The organism is Acidithrix ferrooxidans, from assembly GCF_000949295.1.
In the GTDB taxonomy this organism is placed as follows: Bacteria; Actinomycetota; Acidimicrobiia; order Acidimicrobiales; family Acidimicrobiaceae; genus Acidithrix; species Acidithrix ferrooxidans.
Genome location: NZ_JXYS01000070.1, coordinates 1 through 20,930, shown reverse-complemented (window position 1 = coordinate 20,930; position 20,930 = coordinate 1). Strand labels below are relative to the sequence as shown.

At 46.2% G+C, this 20,930-nt stretch carries 14 protein-coding genes and 1 pseudogene; 6 read left to right on the top strand and 9 right to left on the bottom strand.

From position 1 onward, the window contains the following. Positions 1-210 precede the first annotated feature (210 nt). Positions 211-1,974, bottom strand: coding sequence for a 2-succinyl-5-enolpyruvyl-6-hydroxy-3-cyclohexene-1-carboxylic-acid synthase (gene menD / locus AXFE_RS10575; RefSeq protein ID WP_052605828.1), 1,764 nt, complete (start codon positions 1,972-1,974; stop codon positions 211-213). Positions 1,975-2,163: 189 nt separating this feature from the next. Here menD and AXFE_RS10570 point away from each other — a divergent pair, with 189 nt between their 5' ends. From AXFE_RS10570 to AXFE_RS10560, 3 genes are all read left to right on the top strand, one after another. Continuing rightward, positions 2,164-2,967, top strand: coding sequence for an alpha/beta fold hydrolase (locus tag AXFE_RS10570; RefSeq protein ID WP_052605827.1), 804 nt, complete (start codon positions 2,164-2,166; stop codon positions 2,965-2,967). 1,539 nt (positions 2,968-4,506) lie between these two features. Next, positions 4,507-5,289 carry a response regulator transcription factor gene (locus AXFE_RS10565; protein WP_152626030.1) on the top strand — a complete coding sequence of 261 codons (783 nt, stop codon included), beginning with the start codon at positions 4,507-4,509 and terminating at the stop codon, positions 5,287-5,289. Between the two features lie 7 nt (positions 5,290-5,296). Then, a complete protein-coding gene (locus AXFE_RS10560) occupies positions 5,297-6,661 on the top strand; it encodes a sensor histidine kinase (RefSeq protein ID WP_160291826.1) in 1,365 nt (454 codons plus the stop codon). Between the two features lie 573 nt (positions 6,662-7,234). On the opposite strand, the gene AXFE_RS10555 is transcribed toward AXFE_RS10560, so the two are convergent. The 5 genes from AXFE_RS10555 to AXFE_RS20015 form a co-directional block, all read right to left on the bottom strand. Beyond that, entirely contained in the window at positions 7,235-7,816 is a 582-nt protein-coding gene (locus tag AXFE_RS10555; protein ID WP_052605825.1) for a TMEM165/GDT1 family protein, read from the bottom strand. Between the two features lie 212 nt (positions 7,817-8,028). Further along, complete coding sequence (locus AXFE_RS10550) at positions 8,029-9,888, bottom strand: FAD-binding protein (RefSeq protein WP_052605824.1); 1,860 nt, start codon at positions 9,886-9,888, stop codon at positions 8,029-8,031. A gap of 819 nt (positions 9,889-10,707) precedes the next feature. Then, positions 10,708-11,760 (bottom strand): zinc-dependent alcohol dehydrogenase family protein, encoded by a 1,053-nt coding sequence (locus AXFE_RS10540; protein ID WP_052605822.1) that lies wholly within the window; start codon positions 11,758-11,760, stop codon positions 10,708-10,710. A gap of 1,977 nt (positions 11,761-13,737) precedes the next feature. After that, positions 13,738-14,001: a hypothetical protein gene (locus AXFE_RS10530; protein ID WP_152626029.1), complete on the bottom strand. Its 264-nt coding sequence runs from the start codon at positions 13,999-14,001 to the stop codon at positions 13,738-13,740. A gap of 715 nt (positions 14,002-14,716) precedes the next feature. Next, entirely contained in the window at positions 14,717-14,881 is a 165-nt protein-coding gene (locus tag AXFE_RS20015; protein WP_160291825.1) for a hypothetical protein, read from the bottom strand. 323 nt (positions 14,882-15,204) lie between these two features. Here AXFE_RS20015 and AXFE_RS20010 point away from each other — a divergent pair, with 323 nt between their 5' ends. Together AXFE_RS20010 and tnpA are read left to right on the top strand one after the other, a co-directional pair. Next, a complete protein-coding gene (locus AXFE_RS20010) occupies positions 15,205-15,375 on the top strand; it encodes a hypothetical protein (RefSeq protein WP_160291824.1) in 171 nt (56 codons plus the stop codon). 423 nt (positions 15,376-15,798) lie between these two features. Beyond that, a pseudogene (tnpA, locus tag AXFE_RS18515) lies at positions 15,799-16,089 on the top strand (IS200/IS605 family transposase); the annotation flags it as partial. Between the two features lie 462 nt (positions 16,090-16,551). Here tnpA and AXFE_RS10520 read toward each other — a convergent pair. Beyond that, positions 16,552-17,415, bottom strand: a complete 864-nt coding sequence (locus tag AXFE_RS10520) for a 1,4-dihydroxy-2-naphthoate polyprenyltransferase (RefSeq protein WP_052605818.1) — start codon at positions 17,413-17,415, stop codon at positions 16,552-16,554. Between the two features lie 123 nt (positions 17,416-17,538). Next, complete coding sequence (gene menB, locus AXFE_RS10515; RefSeq protein ID WP_052605817.1) at positions 17,539-18,381, bottom strand: 1,4-dihydroxy-2-naphthoyl-CoA synthase; 843 nt, start codon at positions 18,379-18,381, stop codon at positions 17,539-17,541. 239 nt (positions 18,382-18,620) lie between these two features. Here menB and AXFE_RS10510 point away from each other — a divergent pair, with 239 nt between their 5' ends. Beyond that, positions 18,621-19,757 (top strand): AMP-binding enzyme, encoded by a 1,137-nt coding sequence (locus AXFE_RS10510; RefSeq protein ID WP_052605816.1) that lies wholly within the window; start codon positions 18,621-18,623, stop codon positions 19,755-19,757. Positions 19,758-20,397: 640 nt separating this feature from the next. On the opposite strand, the gene AXFE_RS21810 is transcribed toward AXFE_RS10510, so the two are convergent. Next, positions 20,398-20,874 carry an IS1634 family transposase gene (locus tag AXFE_RS21810; RefSeq protein WP_152626034.1) on the bottom strand — a complete coding sequence of 159 codons (477 nt, stop codon included), beginning with the start codon at positions 20,872-20,874 and terminating at the stop codon, positions 20,398-20,400. Positions 20,875-20,930 lie beyond the last annotated feature (56 nt).

Below are 20,930 nucleotides of genomic sequence, written 5' to 3'. Positions count from 1 at the left end.
GGGATCTTTCCTCGCCGACTCTGCCTCTTTGACTCTTCGTCGCCCATGTAGCTACCCACTCAATGGCCCCATAATTGATGAACCCCAAACCAAGGTGACGACAGCCGCTACTAAAGCGTTCTAAACAGGCAGAGATCTCTCAAAGTCTTGGTCACTATTTGATGGCGATTTCTAATGGGTTTTGGCTCATCTTCGGTGCTGAATGATAAATCAATCGATGGAAAACTCTTTTGCGATCGCCTCATTTATCTTTTTATGAGCCGCCAGATTTTCGTCTCGGTCGCTTTTGATCACCAGGAGCGAGGTCTTTCTGCTTCCTCTGACCTCCTCAATTGCGCTTTGAATTCGTGATGAATCTTTTGATGTTTCTACATCAATCCCAAACCCTCTAGCAATGCGGTCTAGGTCACTATTATGTGGAGTTCCAAAGAGTGTTTCAAACGACTTCTCATCGACGATATCTTTTTGTGAAAGAAACGAGAAGATGCCTCCACCATTGTTGTCAAGAACGACGATTAGAGCTGCTAAATCAAGACGGGAGAGCTCCCTTAAAAATGAGACGTCGTATAGAAACGAGAGGTCACCCAAGATCAAAACCGCTATCGTATCGGGACAGAGCGCACTTAGATGGCTAGCACTTCCAGAAAAAGTCGCGATAATCCCATCGATCCCATTGGTGCCTCGGTTCTCCAGGATCACCGGAAAGCTATTCTCATTTGAGGCAAAACTCTCAAGGTCGCGAATTGGCATCGATGCTGATACAAACAAGAGGTCACTTGGGAGCAAATGTCGAACTACCTCACGAATCGAACGAGTCTCTACGCCAAGGTCCAAAGAGCCCTCGATAACCTTTTCAATTCGGCCATCAGCGTCCAAAAAGGCGTTGGTAAAGGCTTCGATATGTTTAGAGGGCTCTTCGATTGCTTGGCCAGAAAGTTGCGCTACCAATCGTTCAAGGTTGCCAACTATGAACCCCGAAGCCGTGCCCTCTGGATCCCATGCTCTACGCCCAGATCGAAAGACCTTGGTCAGTGGGCCATTGTCATTCGACGAGACCCTCGCTATAAATTGCGAAAGCACCTTAGAGGCAGATGGCATTCCAAAATATAGTATGACCGCTGGAGTCAAGGCCTCCGTTAGGGTTCCTTGTCGTAAAATTGAATCAAAGTGGGTAATGGCAAAACGAGAACGCCTCACGATTCCAGCACGAGGATCGACTAGCGTCGGCCAACCAAGTAGTTCAGAGATCGCGAATATAGCTTCTAATTGACGATCTTCTCCAACCACTATGAGACCACGTCTGACCGAGCATAGAGTGCGCGCGAACTCGTAAGTCTTGTCGTGCGAGGCGAGATCTATCTTTTCGTACCAAGGCTCCTCGTTTCCCCTACCCTGAAACTGCCCGTTTGGTTCGTATTGGGGTGAAATCAACGGCTCCCTAAACGAGACGTTCAAATGAAACGGTCCTCCAGGTCCAAATAGACCCTTGGCCTCTAGGACAGCCCTTGAGATCGATGATCGAATACTGCTCCAAGCTCCTTTAGCGCCAGCATCAATCAAGATCCTCCCCACCACGAAACCAGAATACAGCTCAGTCTGATTTATCGTCTGTGAAGATCCCGTTCCATAGAGCTCAAGCGGCCTATCGCTACTAAGTACGATCAGAGGTAGACCCGAGTAGTAAGCCTCGGTTATGGCGGGGCTCAACTCCACAGATGCCGTACCTGAGGTAGTCAAAATAGCAACGGGAGCATTAGAAGCCTTCGCTAGCCCGAGCGCGAAAAAGGATGAACTGCGTTCATCTAAAATGACTCGAGCAGAGATACCATGGTGAGCAAGGAACGCCAAAGCTAGCGGAGTAGATCTCGATCCAGGAGAGATGGCGACATAGCGAACTCCATTTCGATAGAGCTCATCCACTATTGTCATAGCCACGAACTGATTACCAACTGCCTCGTCGATTTCGAAAGTCAACTTACACCCAATTTACAAAACATCTTCCAACCAAGAACGAAGAAAGAGAACTTAACCGCCACTTCTTAGTCGCCAAAACCTCAAATTAGATTCAACCTTCTAAGATAAGGAAAAAGTTCCCTAAATTTATCCTTACATATCTAGGCTATCATCCATCACCAAGAATGACTTTAACGAAGGTCCCGGGAAATGGCTAAGATACTCTTCCACACAATAGCGCCAAGCGCGATTCCAACAAAGTTACAAGACGAAAACAAAATCGTGCTAATCCACGGTTTTACCCAAAATGCAAAAACCCTTACTCCCTTTGCGCGCCTCCTCGCAAAGCTAACAAATCGACCCCTGCACTTAGTCGATTTACCAGGCCACAATAGCCAAAACCCTCCAAACCTAAATCTCAGAGAGATCGCGGAGATGCTAGGCGACACCTTCGGCTCCGCGGTTTTCATCGGATACTCCCTAGGAGGTAGAATCGCCTACCACATAGCGATCCATCGACCCGAAGCCGCAGCCGGCCTCATAGCGATAGGGGCAAATCCGGGCTTGATCGATTCAAGTGCTCTCCAAAGTCGCAGAGAAAGCGATGAGAAGCTAGCACTATCACTATCGCAAATCACTAACGAAGCAGAGCTCAGGAAGTTCTTGATGAAATGGCTCTCTGCGCCAATCTTTGGAGGAATTCATCCAGATCAAGCTCAAATTGGATCACGCCTTGTGAATGAACCCATAAAGCTGGCACAGTCTTTAAAATCAACGGGTTTAGCCGAACAAAGCTACCTTCTTGAAGAACTAGCATCGCTAAAGGTGCCCTTTGCTTATCTTTATGGCCAAAACGACGCAAAATTCGGCCAAATCGGCCACCTCATGAAAGAGCGCCTCAGAGACAACCTAGATCTCATTGAGGTCGCCTCTAGCGGGCACTATCTCTTGGGCGAACGCCCATACGAATGCGCCATCGCCATATCCCAGTTTCTCACCGTATCCAACATATAAAGACAACTACCGCTGCGAGTTCTTTTCGTCATAGTCGAAGTCGTAATGGGTATAAGAGTTGAGATAGACAAAGTTATAGGAATCCTGCAGGAGGGTCGATTATTTTCGTGCGCACCAAGCAGCCCTAAAGAAGTAATACAAGCAACCTTAAATAAACAAGTAACAATCAGAGCGCTCTGATTCCATTTCTACCACCAAAATCCCCCTCGGGCATAATGACCATCCTCTAAGTTTGTATAGGTCGGCCTAGCTTGCCAAGAATCAAACTTTCGATCTTGATTCACCGCGCCATCTCTATTGACGCCCCAATCCGATTCATCTCAAAGGTGTCGAAATCGAACTTCGGGAGTTGCCAGCAAGAAAATAACGACCAAAGTGGAAATACCTTCGCGACTTTGGAATCAAAGCCGGCGCATAGGTAAACTCCGGCTTAACAGTAATCTAATTCTTAACAACCTAAACGCTAATAATGAAGTAAAACACATTGATCAACTGTTAGAATATGCATTCAGCTTTACAGTTGTACCAATCAATATGACCTGTAATAAACCGAAACAAAAAGCTTTTATACTTTATTATTATAATTCTAAATTACTATAGTTAGAAGATTTTAAATCACCAATAGACTACATCAAGCATATTCCTACTACAATAAAATATTTCCCTAACCACTCATATTCAAAAATTATCGATGTATAAACGAGGTACACAAAGTGAGCAGTCAATACTCAATTCAATCAAATAGCCTCATTTTCTAGCGACATATGAATCCTATCCGAACAAAATCATAATTTCGACATTGCCAACTATTATCACAAAAAACTCCCGCTATATCATCGTAAATAAGGAAAGGCCAGGGTTCGGTAATATTGTCTGTCATAAACCTTGCTAGAGTCCGATCCTTATCACAACCCGCAAACGATAGAGATCGCCAAAGGACAATCCACGACTACAACGACGGCTTGCGCAAGCTGAGAGTGCATAAAGAATCCAGGTTTTGGGATTCACTAAATATCAGGACTACCCACTAGATGTGATAGATCTGCAGATTTCCACCTTTTTAGCCGTGGCTAATTAACAATAATGATCTGAGAGATTTATCTTCATCTGATCAATTATTTCTTAGAAGACCAAGTCAGGATATTTCAAATTATCCTCCCCTTAGTCATATCTAATTTGAAATTTATCTGTGACTGTGTGGCTCGTATAATAGGTCAAACTTCGAACATCTCAAGCCATCATCTTGATGAGCTACCACCAAATCAGCAATCGTTAGATTCGGTTCCAAATAGATGAACCATCGCGAAAGATATGTCATTTGTCGAATCTCATCGGAACTGCAATTGCCATATTCCAAGATGGATATCTAGGATAAGCATTGAAATATACCGAATGGTACTTTTAGATCTATCTCATCGGAGCTGCAATTTCACGCGAGCGCGCCCATCAACAAAACCGATATAAACTAGAAATTAGTTCATATCGGTTTTGGCATCGACAAAAATCGCTCGAAAGCACAATCAAAATGAGGCATCTGTCTTGAGTTCACAGGATATTTCATCACAAGACGATTCTGTCCCACTATTAGCATATGGTCCCCAAAAAAAAGGTAGTGCTGGACCTGAGGGTCCATCGAGAATCCTACTAATTGAAGACGACATCGAATTGGCATCTTCGGTAAGTCAATTTTTATCTGAGAATAACTTTATCGTCGAAGTAAAGACAACTCTAGTTCAGGCCAAAGAGTCGCTATCGCGCTTTAGCTACGATGCTGTCATTCTTGATCTGATGCTTCCCGATGGAAGCGGGATTGAAATATGCCAGTACGTCAGAGAACATTACGACTGGACACCGATAATTATGGTGACGGCTCTTTCCACCCTCAATGATCGAATTTTAGGGTTTGATGCGGGCACCGATGACTACCTGGTAAAACCTTACTCGCTAGTGGAACTCGCAGCTAGGCTCAAAGCTCTATGCCGTAGAGGCTTAACTCTTCGTCCCCCAATGGTATATTTTGGCTCATTGACGTTAGATCCGCTCTCTCGTAGTCTGCGTCGCAACGGAATTGAAATCGCACTAACCCCCCGCGAGCTTCAGCTACTTGAAACCCTTATCCAAAGGGCTGGTTTTGTGGTCTCAAGAAAGAGTTTAATAAATTCGATATGGCACGAATCGACAGAGGTTGCTCCAAATATTGTCGATCAATATATGCGACGACTAAGAAAAAAGATCTGCGGAGTAAACAGTGACATCGAGATCGAGACCTTGCACGGCTTAGGCTATCGTCTCAAACTCATCACCTCTAAAAATGTCAATTAGATTGAGAATGGCGATAGTCTTCGCCATCGCCACGCTTATTTTAACGACGCTTGGCGGTTGGTACCTATACGTCAGCAACGCCAATACCATCAAATCAACGATCAAGGCAAATCTAAATGCACGCATTGCAATCTTGGAGTCACAAACCAGCCAATTTATCTTCCCCCAGACGGCTACCGCTCTCAAGGCGAAATTGAATAGCGATCCCGAATTTCTCCAGATCTACAACGCCAAATTCCAATTGCTCTATTCAACCATCGAAGCCGGAAGTTCAAGTCAACTCTCAAAAAGTCAATTGTCCAAGGTTGATGCATCGCCGACATATCTACTTCTAGGCCAAAGAAGCGACGGCAAAAGGTACCTCGCCCAGGCAATCCAATACGAAAGAACCAAACAGATCTTCCTCATCGGACTTGGAACCGATCAGCTAACAGATTCAGAGGGAACTATCTTCTCTAGAATCATCTTTGGGATACCCCTGCTCGTCCTATTGGCTGCCTTTGGGGGATTTTGGCTAGCTACCAGAGCTCTAAAGCCAGTTGAGCGTCTTCGATTGGAGGCGGAACGACTACGAAATGAGGGATCCACAAAGTCGCTAGCCATCCCAGCGACCAAAGACGAACTGTCCTCTCTGGCGATCACACTCAATCACTTTCTATCCGACGTAGGAGAGTCTATAGAGCGGCAGAAAGTCTTTGTTGCCTCTGCTAGTCACGAACTTCGAACGCCTCTGTCGAGAATAATGGCCGATCTGGAATTGGCTTTAACTCCTAATCGAGACCCCAAAGAGGTTACGAGGTTGATCGCTCACACATCTAATTCAATCATGAACTTGAATCTGCTCTGTAATAGCCTGTTGATGTTAGCCAATGGCGAACGACACGAGATAGAACTTCAAAAGCGACTGCTTCCAATTGGAGATGTCATCATTGAGAGCATTACCCCATATCAAAGTGCTGCCCTAGAAAAAGAGGTGCTGCTCGTTTTGGATCTAGATGAGCAAATTAGGGTTGAAGTCGATCCGGCCCACTTTGGACGAGTCATCGAAAATATGATGGAAAATGCTCTGCGTTTCGCACCTCATGACTCAGTCATCACCATCTCAAGTGCAATCACAAACGATCAAATATCAATCTCAATCAGCGACATGGGGCCTGGATTTCCACCGGAATTCATCTCTGAAGCATTCAAGCCATTCTCCCGCGCCGTTAGCAAAGATTACAACACCAGAGGAGTCAACACTGCAGGTCTGGGCCTTTCCATCGCCGAGATGATCGTAAAGCTACATAACGGATCTATAGTTGCAAGCAACCAACTCTCAGGTGGGGCCGTGCTGACAATATATCTTCCGTATGGCAACAAGAAAATGTGAAGATTTATTTGAATCCACAGAGCAAACTATCCCAAAAAATAGATAGCATTCCGCCCGGAAACAATACAGAACTCTCCTAATCTAGGCATTGACTGCATTTTCCCGTTTCGATTTCCTGCTGTGATTTCACAAAGAGGGCGTTGTCTTGAATCTATGAATCAAGGCCAGCAAAGTTCTAATGATCTGCTTAGCCAAGATCATTCTGATTATGAGGAAAGTGACAAAGCAAGCCCTGTAGTCTCGAACTACAAACAACCTCATTTGGTTGTCTTTTACTAAAGATTACAAAACCTATCGCCAATAGATTATACACAAGTTAAGCAATAGCCGATTCAAGGCAATCACGCTTCCAAAAGATGGTCCATGTTGCGGCGAACTCTTCGCTTCTATGCAGTTGGACAGGTGGGCGCTGTGGCTAAATGATTAGTTTCGCGACGAAAAGTTAAAACAGATGTAATGCCAACTACAAAGCTACCTAAGTAGGTATTGGCAAGCTGGCGGGGACTGTGGTGGGGCCTTAACTAGCGGAGTCCGTCGAATAGGATAACCAATCAGATAGAAGCCGAAGCGCCACTATTGAAACAGACTTAAAATACCAGCCACCACCAATGCCCCACCCGCGAATATTTCAAGCCTTCTCTCTGGTATCCGATCCAATACAACCGAGGCCCCTAAGGCAACCGACAATGCAAGAAGTAGCCCACTAACTGCACCAAGGCCGACCATAAGTGTCGAATTGAATCGAGCTGTCAAACTTATGGTGGCAAGTTGAGTGATGTCGCCAAATTCAGCGATAAAAACAATCAAAAAGGCCGCTACTAGTTGCGATTGGCCTCGCACCTTTTCTCTAACCCATGCGGTTGAAGTTGCATCCTCTTCTTTATTTCTGATCGCGCGATACAATACGACTCCGCCAAGAATAAAAAAGCATGCAGTCGAGACGTCGACAACTAGTGTGCGAGCCAACGTTCCCACCAATCGGCCAGCAACGATCGAAATTATTGTTTGTGAGATAAAGGCTAGACCTGCGCCTATAAATAGCTTGGTGCGCGAAAAAGATCGAGCAAGAATAATCGTCGAGATCATCGTCTTATCTGGAAGTTCTCCAACGAAGATCACTACCAGACTTGTGAGATAGATACCCAGATAAGACACAAAAACAGCCTAACCCTACTATTGAAGAGTTGTGACAATCGACCAAAACTTCGTTTGGATGCGATAGTTAATAATACATTGCAGGACTTTATGGCTTTAGCCGGCAATTAGGCTACCAGGACACAAAAATCTCATCGAAGAGGTTAGGCAGACCAGCAAAGATACCGTTCTAAGCGCTCAATAAGTTGACGTCGATCGAATGGTCTACAACTTTATAACGGGCCTTCCATAAGCACTCTCGAGAACTCGCGATAAAGAGCTGGCATCATTACACGAAAGTCTGCGACCACTGAAAAATCGCAATGGTCAAAGATCGGCGCTGAAGGATTGGGATTAATTCCAACTATCGTATCAGCTCCGACAACCCCTATCATATGGTTCAATTTACCCGAAATACCAATTGCCATATATAGATCAGGGCTAACAAAAGATCCCGTTATTCCGATCTGGCGGGTTCTGGGCATCAGGCCCTTGTCAGTTACGCGTCTACTCGCACCAATTGATGCCCCCAATAGGTCAATTACTGGATCCAAGCTAAGGTAGTCTCCACCTTCAACACCGGCACCAACGCCAATGATAATGGGGGCATTTTCCAAAACCCCGTAGTCATCAAGATGGCTACGTACGCCAAACACAATCGACGATAGCCCTTTACTCTCCACAACATGTCGTTTGGCTATCCGTCTTGGAGCGGTCCCCAAGGCCCTTAGAGCCGGACGCAATGTTGCAAGAGTTGTGGGTGACAGCGCTTCAATCAATGCGATTGTGGATCCACCAAAGGCGGGCTTATGGCCAATTATTCGGCCGTTTGTTACTTCAAGATCTATACAGTCACCAATCATCCCATACGAGCCGATAACACCCACCCGGGCTAAAGTTTCGGTAGTAGCAGTGGTCGAAAGGGCCAAAAGTGCGCGCGTTGGATGTTGGCTCATCCATTGACTCAGATACTGTGCGCATTCCAAGGGAGCGAAGCCGCCTTTTAACAAAAAGACTTCATCTGCGTTTATCTGGCTGATCTCTCTAGGAGTCACATTACCCACGACAAAGGCGACCAATGAAGCACCAAAGGAAGTCGCAACCTCACCCGCACGCGCAGTGAGCGCACGTGATTGCTCGACAAAACCACCGGGGATCAATACCGCCACGTAATCCTGAGACTGCTGCGTATCCAAATTCATATCATCGAAGGCAAAAGAAAATTCGTCCCAATCATCTTCACAAGAATCATCCTGGGAAGATTCGCTAACAAGAGAATTCTTAACGAGATCCGGTGACCCCGAACGAGCAACGATAGAGCGAAATGCGCCTCTTTCGTATAGTTCGCTTGCGAGTTCCATGGAAATTTCATCGACAGATCCGATCAAGCGCTTCCGCATGCGAATCGAACTATGAACCTTGGTCCCCACTACCGCTGTCATTGACGATGGAACTTCTTTCTCAAAAAAGCCAAGTTCCTCAGCGCCAAGCACAGTCACCTTGGAGTGGCTAGTTGGATCGAACAACTCTTTTGGAACCTTGGTGGGTTCGCATAATCTTTCTGCAGCACTTATAACTACCGGCAAATCAACCGAGACCTCGCTATATCCCTCGTCGTCCTCTAGGTATGCAAATACCTGGTTGCCTCGAAGGGTTAGCTCCTTGGCAGACATTAAAAAAGGAAGCTTCAGATCTTGGGCAATCTGAGGGGGCACCTGGGAGGTATCTGAATCGATCGAGTTTCTCCCAGTAAGAACGATATCGAATGGACCGAGCTTCTCTAGGGCCCGGCCAATGATCTTCGATGTCGCCAATGTATCGCTGCCCCTAAAGGAAGGATCGGTTATATGGTAGCCCCAATTTGCCCCGGCTGAAAGCGCCTCAAGAAGCACTTCGAGTGCACTTGTAGGTCCAAAGGTAAAGACTAAACAGGTGCCACCATATTCTTCAACCATGCTTAGCCCTTTGGAGAGGGCTCGGCGGCAATATGGGTTCATCTCTGAGGCGATACCATCACGAAGAATACGACCGTCCTCACCCATAGCCAGTTCAGAAACTGCTGGGACTTGCTTTATCAAAACGGCTATCTTCATCTCGCTAAAAGATCTCCCTGTAATATTGGGTACACATCTTTGCCTGCACTTTCTGCCCAATTCTCCAACCGTCACGATTACCCGAGACAACTAGCCAATCTCCCAATCCCAGTAAGATAGAAAGATCTAGATCGACCATCCATGAAGGCGAAACAGGTCACAAAAGCACAAGTGATACCATTAGCCAAGATGGTATAGATCGCAGTTGAATGTCGGTGGATCAATGAGACAACTTCATCCAGCGATCTGGTGAACAACTTCATAAATTTAAATTTATTAATAGTCATGAGGAACCTGACAATTGGTCTATCCCGATCGTTATCTGGATAACCGAGAGTTAATCCCCTCCAAAATACCTACGTATTTATAGGTACTCTTTGTCTCATCAGTCATCGCTAAATCGCAGCTTCAGTGCTTGAGCTCCTATCCATAGAGATGCAATCTAAATAGGTCGATGGTTGCCCATCGCCTCCATCCAACATGGGTTGGTCGTGCTTTGCTTGGAGTCCTCCCCGAAGCGCCACATCTCTGGCTTGCATTTAGGGTAGAAACCTCGCCTCAGGGATCTTTCTCACTTTCGCGTAGTGAGTGAATCTGGTGATCTAGGGATCATCAATTTGAAGTTCATGACGACCATGTGAGCTACACCGTCAAACATTCAAGTTTGTGTAAAAGCCACCTGGTGAGCGAGAGTTTCAAAACTTTTTCATTCGAGACCCTCGCCCACCGATTGGCGCTAGCCATCGGATGTTAGCCAAGCCCTGTTAGTCAAAGGGCAATAGAGCCAACTCGACAGCAGATCTCGGCCTTAAATGCAACCTATGAAATCATGACCTTCAGCGCGTCGTGTTGCGAAGCGTTCGCAAAGACGTCATAGGCCTCTAACATCTGATCGAACGAGAATTCATGGGTAATGAACTTATCGATCGGCAAGATGTGCTGGCTTACGAGCTTTAACAACATACCAAGGGTGTTCGTATTCACAAGGCCCATCGAAATATCAATATTCTTGATCCACAAATCTTGAAGCGCAAACTCGACCGCCTTGCCATGCACACCAATATTAGCAACACTACCACCAGGGCGAACGATCTCCGTGGCCATGGTAAATGTGCCAGGAAGCCCAACGGCTTCGATGGCGACATCGACTCCCGCTCCATCGGTCAACGCTAAGACTTGTTCCTTCCAATCAGCATCGGTTGAGTTCACCGTCTCAGTCGCGCCGAACTCCAATGCACGCTTTAGGCGAGATTCATCTAGATCAATAGCGATAATCTTTGAGGGGCCATAAAGACGAGCGGTGATAACCCCAGCTAATCCGACAGGTCCAGATCCGATCACAGCAATTACATCGCCAGGGCTCACATGGCCGTACTGAACTCCAATCTCAAATCCCGTTGGCAAAATATCCGACAATAAGATGCCCTCAGCTACCGATACGCCCTCTGGAAGTTTATAGAGCGAATTCTCAGCAAAGGGAACTCGAACATACTCGGCTTGAGTCCCGTCGATCATATACCCAAAGATCCAGCCAATCCCCGCGAGTCCCTCTGTATCAAGACAGTGGCTATAAAGACCCTGTCGACAGTTGGAGCACTTGCCGCAAGAGCTTACGCACGACAAAATTACTCGATCCCCAACGCTAAATCGCTCAACGTCAGTTCCTACCTCAACGATGTCACCAACTCCCTCGTGTCCAAGAATCCGACCAAGTTTAACTTCAGGGACGTCGCCCTTTAGAATATGAAGATCCGTACCACAAACAGTGGTGGCGACCATCTTTACAATTACATCGGTCGGCTGCAGAATTACAGGGTTTGGAACCGTGTCCCAGCTAACTTTGCCAGGACCTCTATAGATAAGTGCTTTCATGACTGCCTTCCTTTGGAGTCGATGGGTGACACCATTTATCCAGCTCTAGTTGCGTCTTAGCAACAACCAAAAGCGAATCGGCACCGAACGCTCCCTACATAACCCAACCATAATTCCGATGCATTGATTAGGGGCTAGCTTTGGTTTCTCTTGTGACAAAGGCCCCTATTCGAGATCTTTGTGCCTCTCGCATCCGGTTAACTGATCAATCTCTCAACCCTCATAGGGGTCAATAGAGTAGATTCCTATCTAATCAGTCCCGACCAAAGAGCCTATGGCCAACAGTCAAAATAGACACCAGCTCCAAAAGTCCCTGGTACTAAAGATAAAAGGTCCCGTTTGATCATTTAGACCATCGCGACCTTTTGGTTTTTTGATGTGGATCGATCCTAGGATTATCGTCACCAATGAACCTCTATTTCCACTGCGCTTGTGAGCATCGACATCTGGGATAAGACAAAAAAGAACGACACTTTAACCCATAGTCGCCAGATTTATAATTCACTAACCCTTAGGCCACTATGGTGAACTTAGCCATGCTTGGTAAAGAACAGTATTTGCAAATTTAAAAGGCCGAGCCAGAGACGATTAAGCAGTCAACGTGAGGATGCAACCCTTGGTAGATCCTTTCTCCGAGACGAATCAAACTAATCTCAACTATGGCCAAGCGAGATCGAAGCCACAACTTTAAGTTCTCGCTCCAGAGAGAGAATCTCGAGCGCGAGTTGTGCCAAGTCCAATTCTGACTGGACCTCGATACCAAGCCAAAAGTGACTTCATTGGAGGAACTTTTGGCCCATAGCTACAGTTGAATCCGAGGTCACAGCAAAGTCAGGTCATAAAAATCTGCTCCGCCTATAGTGAAACTAGCTAAAAGCCATAGATGCCTACCTGGTAACGAAATGGACGGCAAAATGACCCACGTTCACCTTCATCCCTTGTTTTGCCTCGATCAATGTCGGCTAATCCGTACCATTGGCTGTACTTAAATTACGCTTGATGCACAGTTTAAACAACTGATCCACAGGAAGAAGAACGAAGGAGATAACGCCTGCCATCCCGAAAGCCAGTGCGAAACCAGCAGGGGTTCTTCTCGGCGATACCACAATGGCCACGAAAACCATGACCGCCACAAGCTTCAGAAACTGCCCTGACCGTATTTTATATAACAACTTTTACCCAGCTAACCAAGTCTCCGAATCTAGGTACATTGGCTCACCCGACGTATTCCGAAGAGCTTCACGCACGTAAGGCGCTACTTTTGATGACCGTGGCGCAAACGTATTAGCTTGCATCCACGATCGAAGCCGCGTGCTGAACAAGTACAAACAAAACGCAAAAGGCTCTATGAATTTTCCTTAGAGTCGCTAACATGTAAAAATAACCCGATCCAAAAATCACATTAATTTTGGACCATTAAATGGGGACCCGCCAGTATGATGAGCAATTGCGGGGTAACCGTTATTCGCTCGTAATTATTTACCACAATGCTCTCAATGTGTCGCTCTATCATAAGCTTCTTCTCCGTTCTCAAATTGGGATGACATTTGCTCGTTGCCTAAAGTCACTTTTGTGGTGAACTCCACAAGCCATTTAATATCTCTAGCCAGAACCGCCTAGCACCAACAGCGATGAAAGCTCAAAGCATTGTGCCCCCGAGCCCTAGCCCTCAGAGTGGGTCTGTGTTTATTCGTGTGCTTAGTTCTCTAATGGATATGTTCTCTAATGGATATATTTTGCAATGGATAGGGCCAAGTCATAAAAAAAGCTGCTAACGGTTATACAAAAGCTAGTGCACAACCATGTAGATCGACTTGATGATAAAAGATTAATGAGATGACCCACGTCTATCTCTCTGCTTATCTTTCACCATTAGTGATGGTTAGTCTCTAGAGATGGCACCTTGTTGTCCGTTCAAGATAAAGGGCTGCTGATCTACTGGTTCCGCTAATGTTTAGGTAGTCCGTTATTCGAGAATCAATTTAATATCTCCGAGTGATAGCGTGTTTTCTTGCGATAGACGACTACCGCCCCTATCATGGTGACTATTCCTATCGCCGCCAATGGAAATGCAACAACGTTTAGCCCCTCGTGGCGAAAAGTATAAGCCACCGAGATCTCTACTAATCCGACGCTCAACCACAGTAAGTGGATCTCGCCGCGTGGGGATCCCCAGTAGTAATTAGACAAAAAGACTGAAACGAATATCGGCGAGACAATCATTCCAAGCGGATGGTGCAACCGAATATCATCAACGACACAAGCTACCAACACTAAAAGTATGATAACGGGAATAAAATCACGTAATTTAATTTTCGTAAGTCCCCTTTACGATTACCAACCGCTCCTGAGATCACAAAAAGTAATTCCTCTAAGCTACGGTAAGAACGGCGTATCATTACCGACCAAAGCAAAGATATAGGCCTCGACTGTCAGGTTTTCGTTGGCTGTAATTCTCGAATAGATCCTCTTCCATCGAGTCGGGAGCCATATCCATATTCTCCTATTGTTAGAATCACTAGAGCACCTATGGAGCTAGCTTCACGAACCTAAGTCACACAATTCGTAATCACTCGTTATTGAACCTTGCTTTCCTCGCTAATGTACCAGAAGTTTACTACCAGGCGCCTCTTTTTATGAGATTTATTTAGCCATAATCATCCCATAATAGGATTAGAAAGTCATTGCGGTCTTTGATGAAGGTTATGGCCCATTCGAGCTGGAGGTAGGGCTATCGAGATGATCAGCCAAATAAAGTCCTTACCTCCATCCTTGAAGATTCGTACGTAAAAACCTCTGGTGGTCCGACTCAAAACATTGAGAGCTCAGAGATCTCACAAGACAATCCACTAGTGGACAGCTAAGATAAGTGAATCTGTTTCGGCACCACTCACCCATTACAAGGTCAACGAGATGCTGGTAATGAATCCTTTCTATTGCCGTCTAGCCCAGCGAATTAGACCGAACTTGGTCGTGCGTCATGAACGAAAGAGGTTGTAAATCCCCTACAAGGCGATAGAAATCGCAGTGCAATTTTGATGATAAGCGACGGACCTTCGCCCTCTGGAATCGCCTTTAGGGAGGAAATTGCCGCCACTATATCGATTACAATACGGAACACTAGCCAGAGAGCGTTGTCCAAAACGGTACTAAAAAGTTAGAGAAAAGACTCTTTCAAGTGAGAGTTGAAAGACGAGTGAGAACTAACCGTCTTCATTGACTACACCAAGTGTCTCGAAAGAGATTTTACTGATACCAAAACCGGAGAATCACCAACGCTCAGGACAACTTATCAGACTAAGAGCCGTCACGCACCGTCTTGTAAGGGATATGGAGGCTGAAGCGTCTGTGATCTTGATCCCAACACAGTTGAATCTCACCCCCCATAGCTAGGGTTAACAGCTCGGGGTCAACATTCTTGTTAGATGTAAGAGTCCAAAACAGTTGGAATCGCTACGTCAATACGTGGACGGCCTCTTCCTAGTGATAGGTGGAGTTGGCCTTTGGAGATACGCCAACCGTACCCCCTTAAGCACGATAGAGGTGAGAACCACAGAGCTGAGAACGATAGAGGGCGGTAGTTCTTCTTGTGCCAAGGAGACCGAACTTTCATAGCTCTTTTACTGTTCGTCCTAAAGGTGGTTATGACCTCGTGTAAATCATGTGCGATTATTTCAGTGGCATGGGCGTGTAGTGGACGATCTTGGCGGTCTAGCGAGTTGAGAAACCTTTGGATGTCGTACTTATTCGCAGAGCGCTTGGCTTTTCACTCTCCTTGACACCTAGGGCCATGAACCCAATCGACGCCTTGGTTCCATGACAGTGCTGCGCTATGTCTTGATTATGGCATGACTATGGCATGAGTCGTGAACTAGGCGATCGGATTCGACTATCAAGAAGATGGCCACGATTGCTGTTGTGTATTGTGGGCTTTTACTAACCATTTCTACATCTGAAATATCATTATTTACTAGGTTCTATATTCCATTATATGATCGATGATTGGCGTAACCCAAGGCATGTGGTCTATATCAATTTCATGCCCACATTGTACTGGTTCCTAAATATCGCCGTTATGTAATGACGAACAGAGTAAGTGACGAGATCAAATCCGCTCTCATTGAAGTGTGTACTCGTTTTGATTCCATCTCCGATGCTTTTGAGACAGACGGTGATCATGCTCACCTGTCGATAACCAACGCAGCTAAAGTTGCTCTATCGAGACTGGTGATGTCTATGAACACGCTATCGGCCATGAGAGCAAGCCAAAGAACTGGCCGGAAGCCCAAGATGCTTTGTGGGGGGAACCACTTCTGGTCACCCTCATAGTCGATAGTGTGTTGTAGTGGGGCCCCATTAGAGAAAGTGAAGAAGTACGGTGAGAAAGTACATAAGGTACCAGAAACTCCCAAGGAGACAATTGCAAAAGTGGATTTTTACCCGTTTTGGATTTTAAGCTCCGCACTTAATGTCGAATAAGGCATAGTACCTGCATTCTGAGTCAAAAAATACCACCTGAAAGAGTTGATTTACGAATTGCGCAATTGTCCCCGTGCTCACTGCCCATGAGAACCATAAATTCACCGAAGAACCCATAACGCCAAGAGCCCTTTGGAACATTTATTGAAAAGACCCCGTCAAAATAGACCATATAGATGGGTAAAGGCGTCAGGTCAAACCCTTACTCGACAACTCAGAGGTTGCAAAGAAATTCTCGCTATGGAAACTGGATCTTCGTTCAACAATTTGATCTCAACAGATAGCTATTTGAGAGTAGCTATTTGAGAGCAGCTATTTGAGAGCAAGAGCAAGAGTAGCCAAGAGACCAAAGAGAATTTGAAGCCGACCCGTCTTACCCAAAACTGCAATGAGATCTCTTCCTTTGGCTCCATTTAGTACCGAATTGATAGGATCCCAAAGGGGAATCAAAAGTATCAAAAGTATCAAAAGATAGGGAAAGGTCCCAACGAGCAAAAGAGGAAGCAGTACTGCCATTACCATCAACCCGACGTAGAACTTTCGTGTTCTGGTGTCGCCCATCCGCACGGCCAAGGTCGCCTTGCCAGAAGCTTTGTCTGTTGGGATGTCGCGCAAGTTATTTATCACCAGCAGAGCAACTGCCAAAAACCCCGAAGCGCATCCCAAGACCACTGAAGTCAAATCAACCTTGGATACCTGCACGTAGTAGGTGCCCAGAACAGCAACCAGCCCGAAAAAGACAAAGACAAAGACCTCGCCCAAGCCAAGGTAGCCATAAGGATGTTTGCCACCGGTGTAGTACCACCCAGCCAAAATCGCCAAAGCCCCCACGATCAAAAGCCACCAAGCAGCTATCAGCGCCAAGACGCCGCCCGCAACACCTGCTACGCCAAAAAATACCATCGCTGCCAATAGAACTTGCTTTGGAGTTGCCTTCTTGCTCGCGACAAGACGCATTGGGCCAACCCTAACGTCATCAGTGCCCCGCTTACCGTCGGAATAGTCGTTTGCGTAGTTCGTCGCAATTTGAATCGCCAAAGAAACCACAAGAGCCAAAGCTGCTCTATCCCAAACAAAATGACTGCCACTTGCACCACTTGCAATGGCAACTGGTACCAGAGCAGCGGGTAGAGTCCTGGGACGAGCTCCTGCAACCCATTCCTTAGTAGTAGCCACTTAGCTAACCAACCTGACTTGTGAGTAATCGAAACTAGAAAAAGACACCAATAGCACCATAGCCCGAAGAAAAATTCTCACATTTGATAAATGTACAAAAACCCTGCAATCCACGATGAAAAGTTATGGTCTCCTTGGGAATTGATCAAAGTCCGGCTTTCGCTTCTCTTTAAAGGCGTCCCGTCCCTCTTGGGCTTCTTCGGTCATATAAAAGAGCAAAGTGGCGTCGCCGGCCAACTGTTGAACCCCGGCTAAACCATCGTCAGCTGCGTTGAATGAAGCTTTGAGCATTCTTAGAGCCAAAGGCGAAAGATCCAGCATCTCTCGACACCACTTGACAGTCTCCGCCTCTAGGTTCTCTAGAGGTACAACCGCATTTACAAGGCCCCAATCAAAAGCTGTCTGTGCGTCGTATTGACGACAGAGGAACCAAATCTCCTTGGCACGCTTTAGCCCGATCGTTCGAGCCAGCAATGAAGCGCCATAGCCACCGTCAAAGCTACCGACTCTTGGCCCAGTCTGGCCAAACTTAGCATTCTCAGCTGCAATCGAGAGGTCACATACCAGATGAAGGACGTGGCCACCACCAATGGCATAGCCTGCAACCATGGCAACGACGGGTTTAGGAAGTCTTCGAATCTGAACTTGAAGATCCAAGACGTTTAGCCGTCCGATACCCGCTTTTCCAAGCTCATCACTCCCGATATATCCATCCTCGCCCCGGATCCTCTGATCACCACCTGAACAAAAGGCCAGATCCCCTTCGCCAGTTAGAATTATCGCGCCAACGCTCGGATCGTTTCTTGCATCTTCGAAGGCCTTTGCCAGCTCCACCAATGTCTGAGGTCTAAATGCATTCCGAACCTCAGGGCGATTTATGGTGATCTTAGCGATCCCATCCAAATGTTCATACTTGATGTCTACGAAGTCGCCTGCGCTAACCCAGCCAAACAAAGATGAACCCACGATAACTACCCTTCAAATTCAACAACTGCCAACCCGGCAGCTATCAATAACGCTTTAGGGGCAACTCAGCATTCCGAGCCAGCCCATTTTGGCAACAACATAGCTACTTTATGACTTTGACTCAGGCCTTCTAAGACAAATCTGTTTTGATCCAACTCTAATTGATCCATCTCTTATTTGGAGCAAAGAGGCTTTGAATCGGCCGTCAAAAGCAACTTTTACTTATAACCTTAGTTTTTGTGGCACGTCTTATCACCTTTATAGAGTCGCAATCAAATGCTCTAGTCGATGAAATTCATAGATGCTGGGACAAAGGAGATGCAGTCTGCGTTCTAGATCCGAGGGCACCTGCTCCATTTCTTGATGAATTGATCTCTACAATCGACCCGGATCAGGTCGTGCGGGCTGATGGATCGATTCAAAGGCGGGAAAGAATCCACGATTTAATCGAAAATTGTGCTTTGGTGGCTACAACCTCGGGAACCTCGGGCCATCCAAAAGCCGTTCAACATAGTCATTTGGCAATGGAAGCCTCAGCCCATGCCACTCTCAAGCGAATTGGAGCTCAAATAGGCGATGGCCTTTGGCTCAACGCTTTGCCTATTAGCCACATAGGTGGCTTCTCTACGATCACAAAAGCTCAATACTCACAGATGCCACTTCAAACATTTGAGAGATTTGAATACGATAGATTCACCGAGATTGCCAAGGCAACCAAGGTCTACATGTCTATCGTGCGAGCCAATCTCTCTCAAATCAATCCGGGCGACTTTGAATGTCTAATCCTGGGAGCCGGAATACCTCCTGAAAATGTACCCAGAAACGCCTCTGTTACCTATGGACTGACCGAGACCGGATCAGGATGCGTCTATGACGGAGTCCCCCTCGATGGCGTAGAGGTGAAGATCAAAGAGGACGGAGGAATATTAATAGCCGGCCCGATGCTCGCTAGTTGCTATCGAGACAGTAGTCCTCTAACCGACTCGGATGGATTTTTCCACAGTGGCGACGTAGGGGCAATGATAGATGGAAAACTGACGGTTTGGGGACGAGCGGCCGAGATGATTGTGACCGGAGGCGAAAAGGTTGTGCCATCTCTCCTTGAAGAACGAATTCGAACCCTCGATGCAGTGCTAGACGTTGCGGTTGTAGGCATAGACGACGAGGACTTTGGCCAAATCACGGTTGCCGCACTCATAACAAATGGACCGATCTCCCTATCACAAGTCAAAGATCATGTCCGAGAGGTACTCCCAAGGTATTACGCTCCACGCAAGATTGTAATTTTAGAAAGCCTCCCCAAGACAGCACTTGGCAAGATAAAGAAAAATCAGGTCAGGGAGATAGTCAGCGAAATTCTGGCGAATACCGATTAATTCACCTATTCCAGGAGACTCCACGCCCTTATCTTTGTATCTTTGACCACCTTTACAAAGTTACCCAAAGTTGCGACGCCTAGGGCCAGTGACCACAAGATACTCTTCATCCATAACCGACTGTCAACCATTTTCCGTTACGCTACTAACTAGCGTAACGGTGACTCGCTAGTTTCAATTGGATACTTTAGCGATCCAAATGTCGCCAATATAGGCAAAGACGCGATAGCAGATGAGACCTTCCTTCTTGAACGTCCATTTCGATATGATAAAGCTCAGGTAGTCGAAGCCGAAGAGGACTTGATAAAGGCTTCACCCAAGGCGACAGAGGATTTGATATCTCAGCGCCGAGCGTCTCCTGTCGCCCAAAGAGCTGCATCCTTTCTAAGGAACCCAAAAACCAACACTTACCAAAAGCCAATCAGATGCGATTTATCTGACTTTAATAAATGGGTTGACCCCGTGTGGGGAAGTGAAATTAAAGGATCTACAGATCCGCCAAAATATCTACCTCGAACTAAAAGTTTCCTCAGGAAGCCATCAAGTAATGGCTCTTTAATTTAACAAATCCGCCAACCCATCTTTCCGAAAATCAACCTATTCTCCCAGCTAGTTGAGTATGTGGTCTTACGTTGGGACACTACAAATGCGTCGCAATGGTCTTTATCCGTTTAAGGGGATCACTAACTCCTAAGAGACGGTAGATCTCTTTGTGAACCGGCTCAGAAACACCACTAGTGCGGATGTGATAGACAACGCCTTTATCTGATGTAAGAACTATGGTGGCTCGGCGGTGACTGTTGAGTTGCTCTTTGATGGTTGACCATCTTCTCTTATCGTTATTTTGCCTCAAGGTCAGCTCAATGGCACTAAGGAGGTGATAGGCAAGTACTGAGATGAAGAGGTGAGCAGCAGTTCGGCTAGCTAGTTGATGATAGACCGGTCGAAGTCCAAGATCACTCTTGAGGGATCTAAAGGCATCTTCTACTTTAGTGAGAGTCGTATAGATATTCCAGATCTCACCTGCATCTAGCTCGCTATGGCTGGTGTCTATGACGTAGGCTCCTTGGAGATTATCATCTTTGGCTTTAGTGGGTTTTTTCTGTAATAGTGAGATTGATTACTTTGTCAAAGCGTCTCNTTTTTGATGATCTTGCCATGGTCTTGATGATA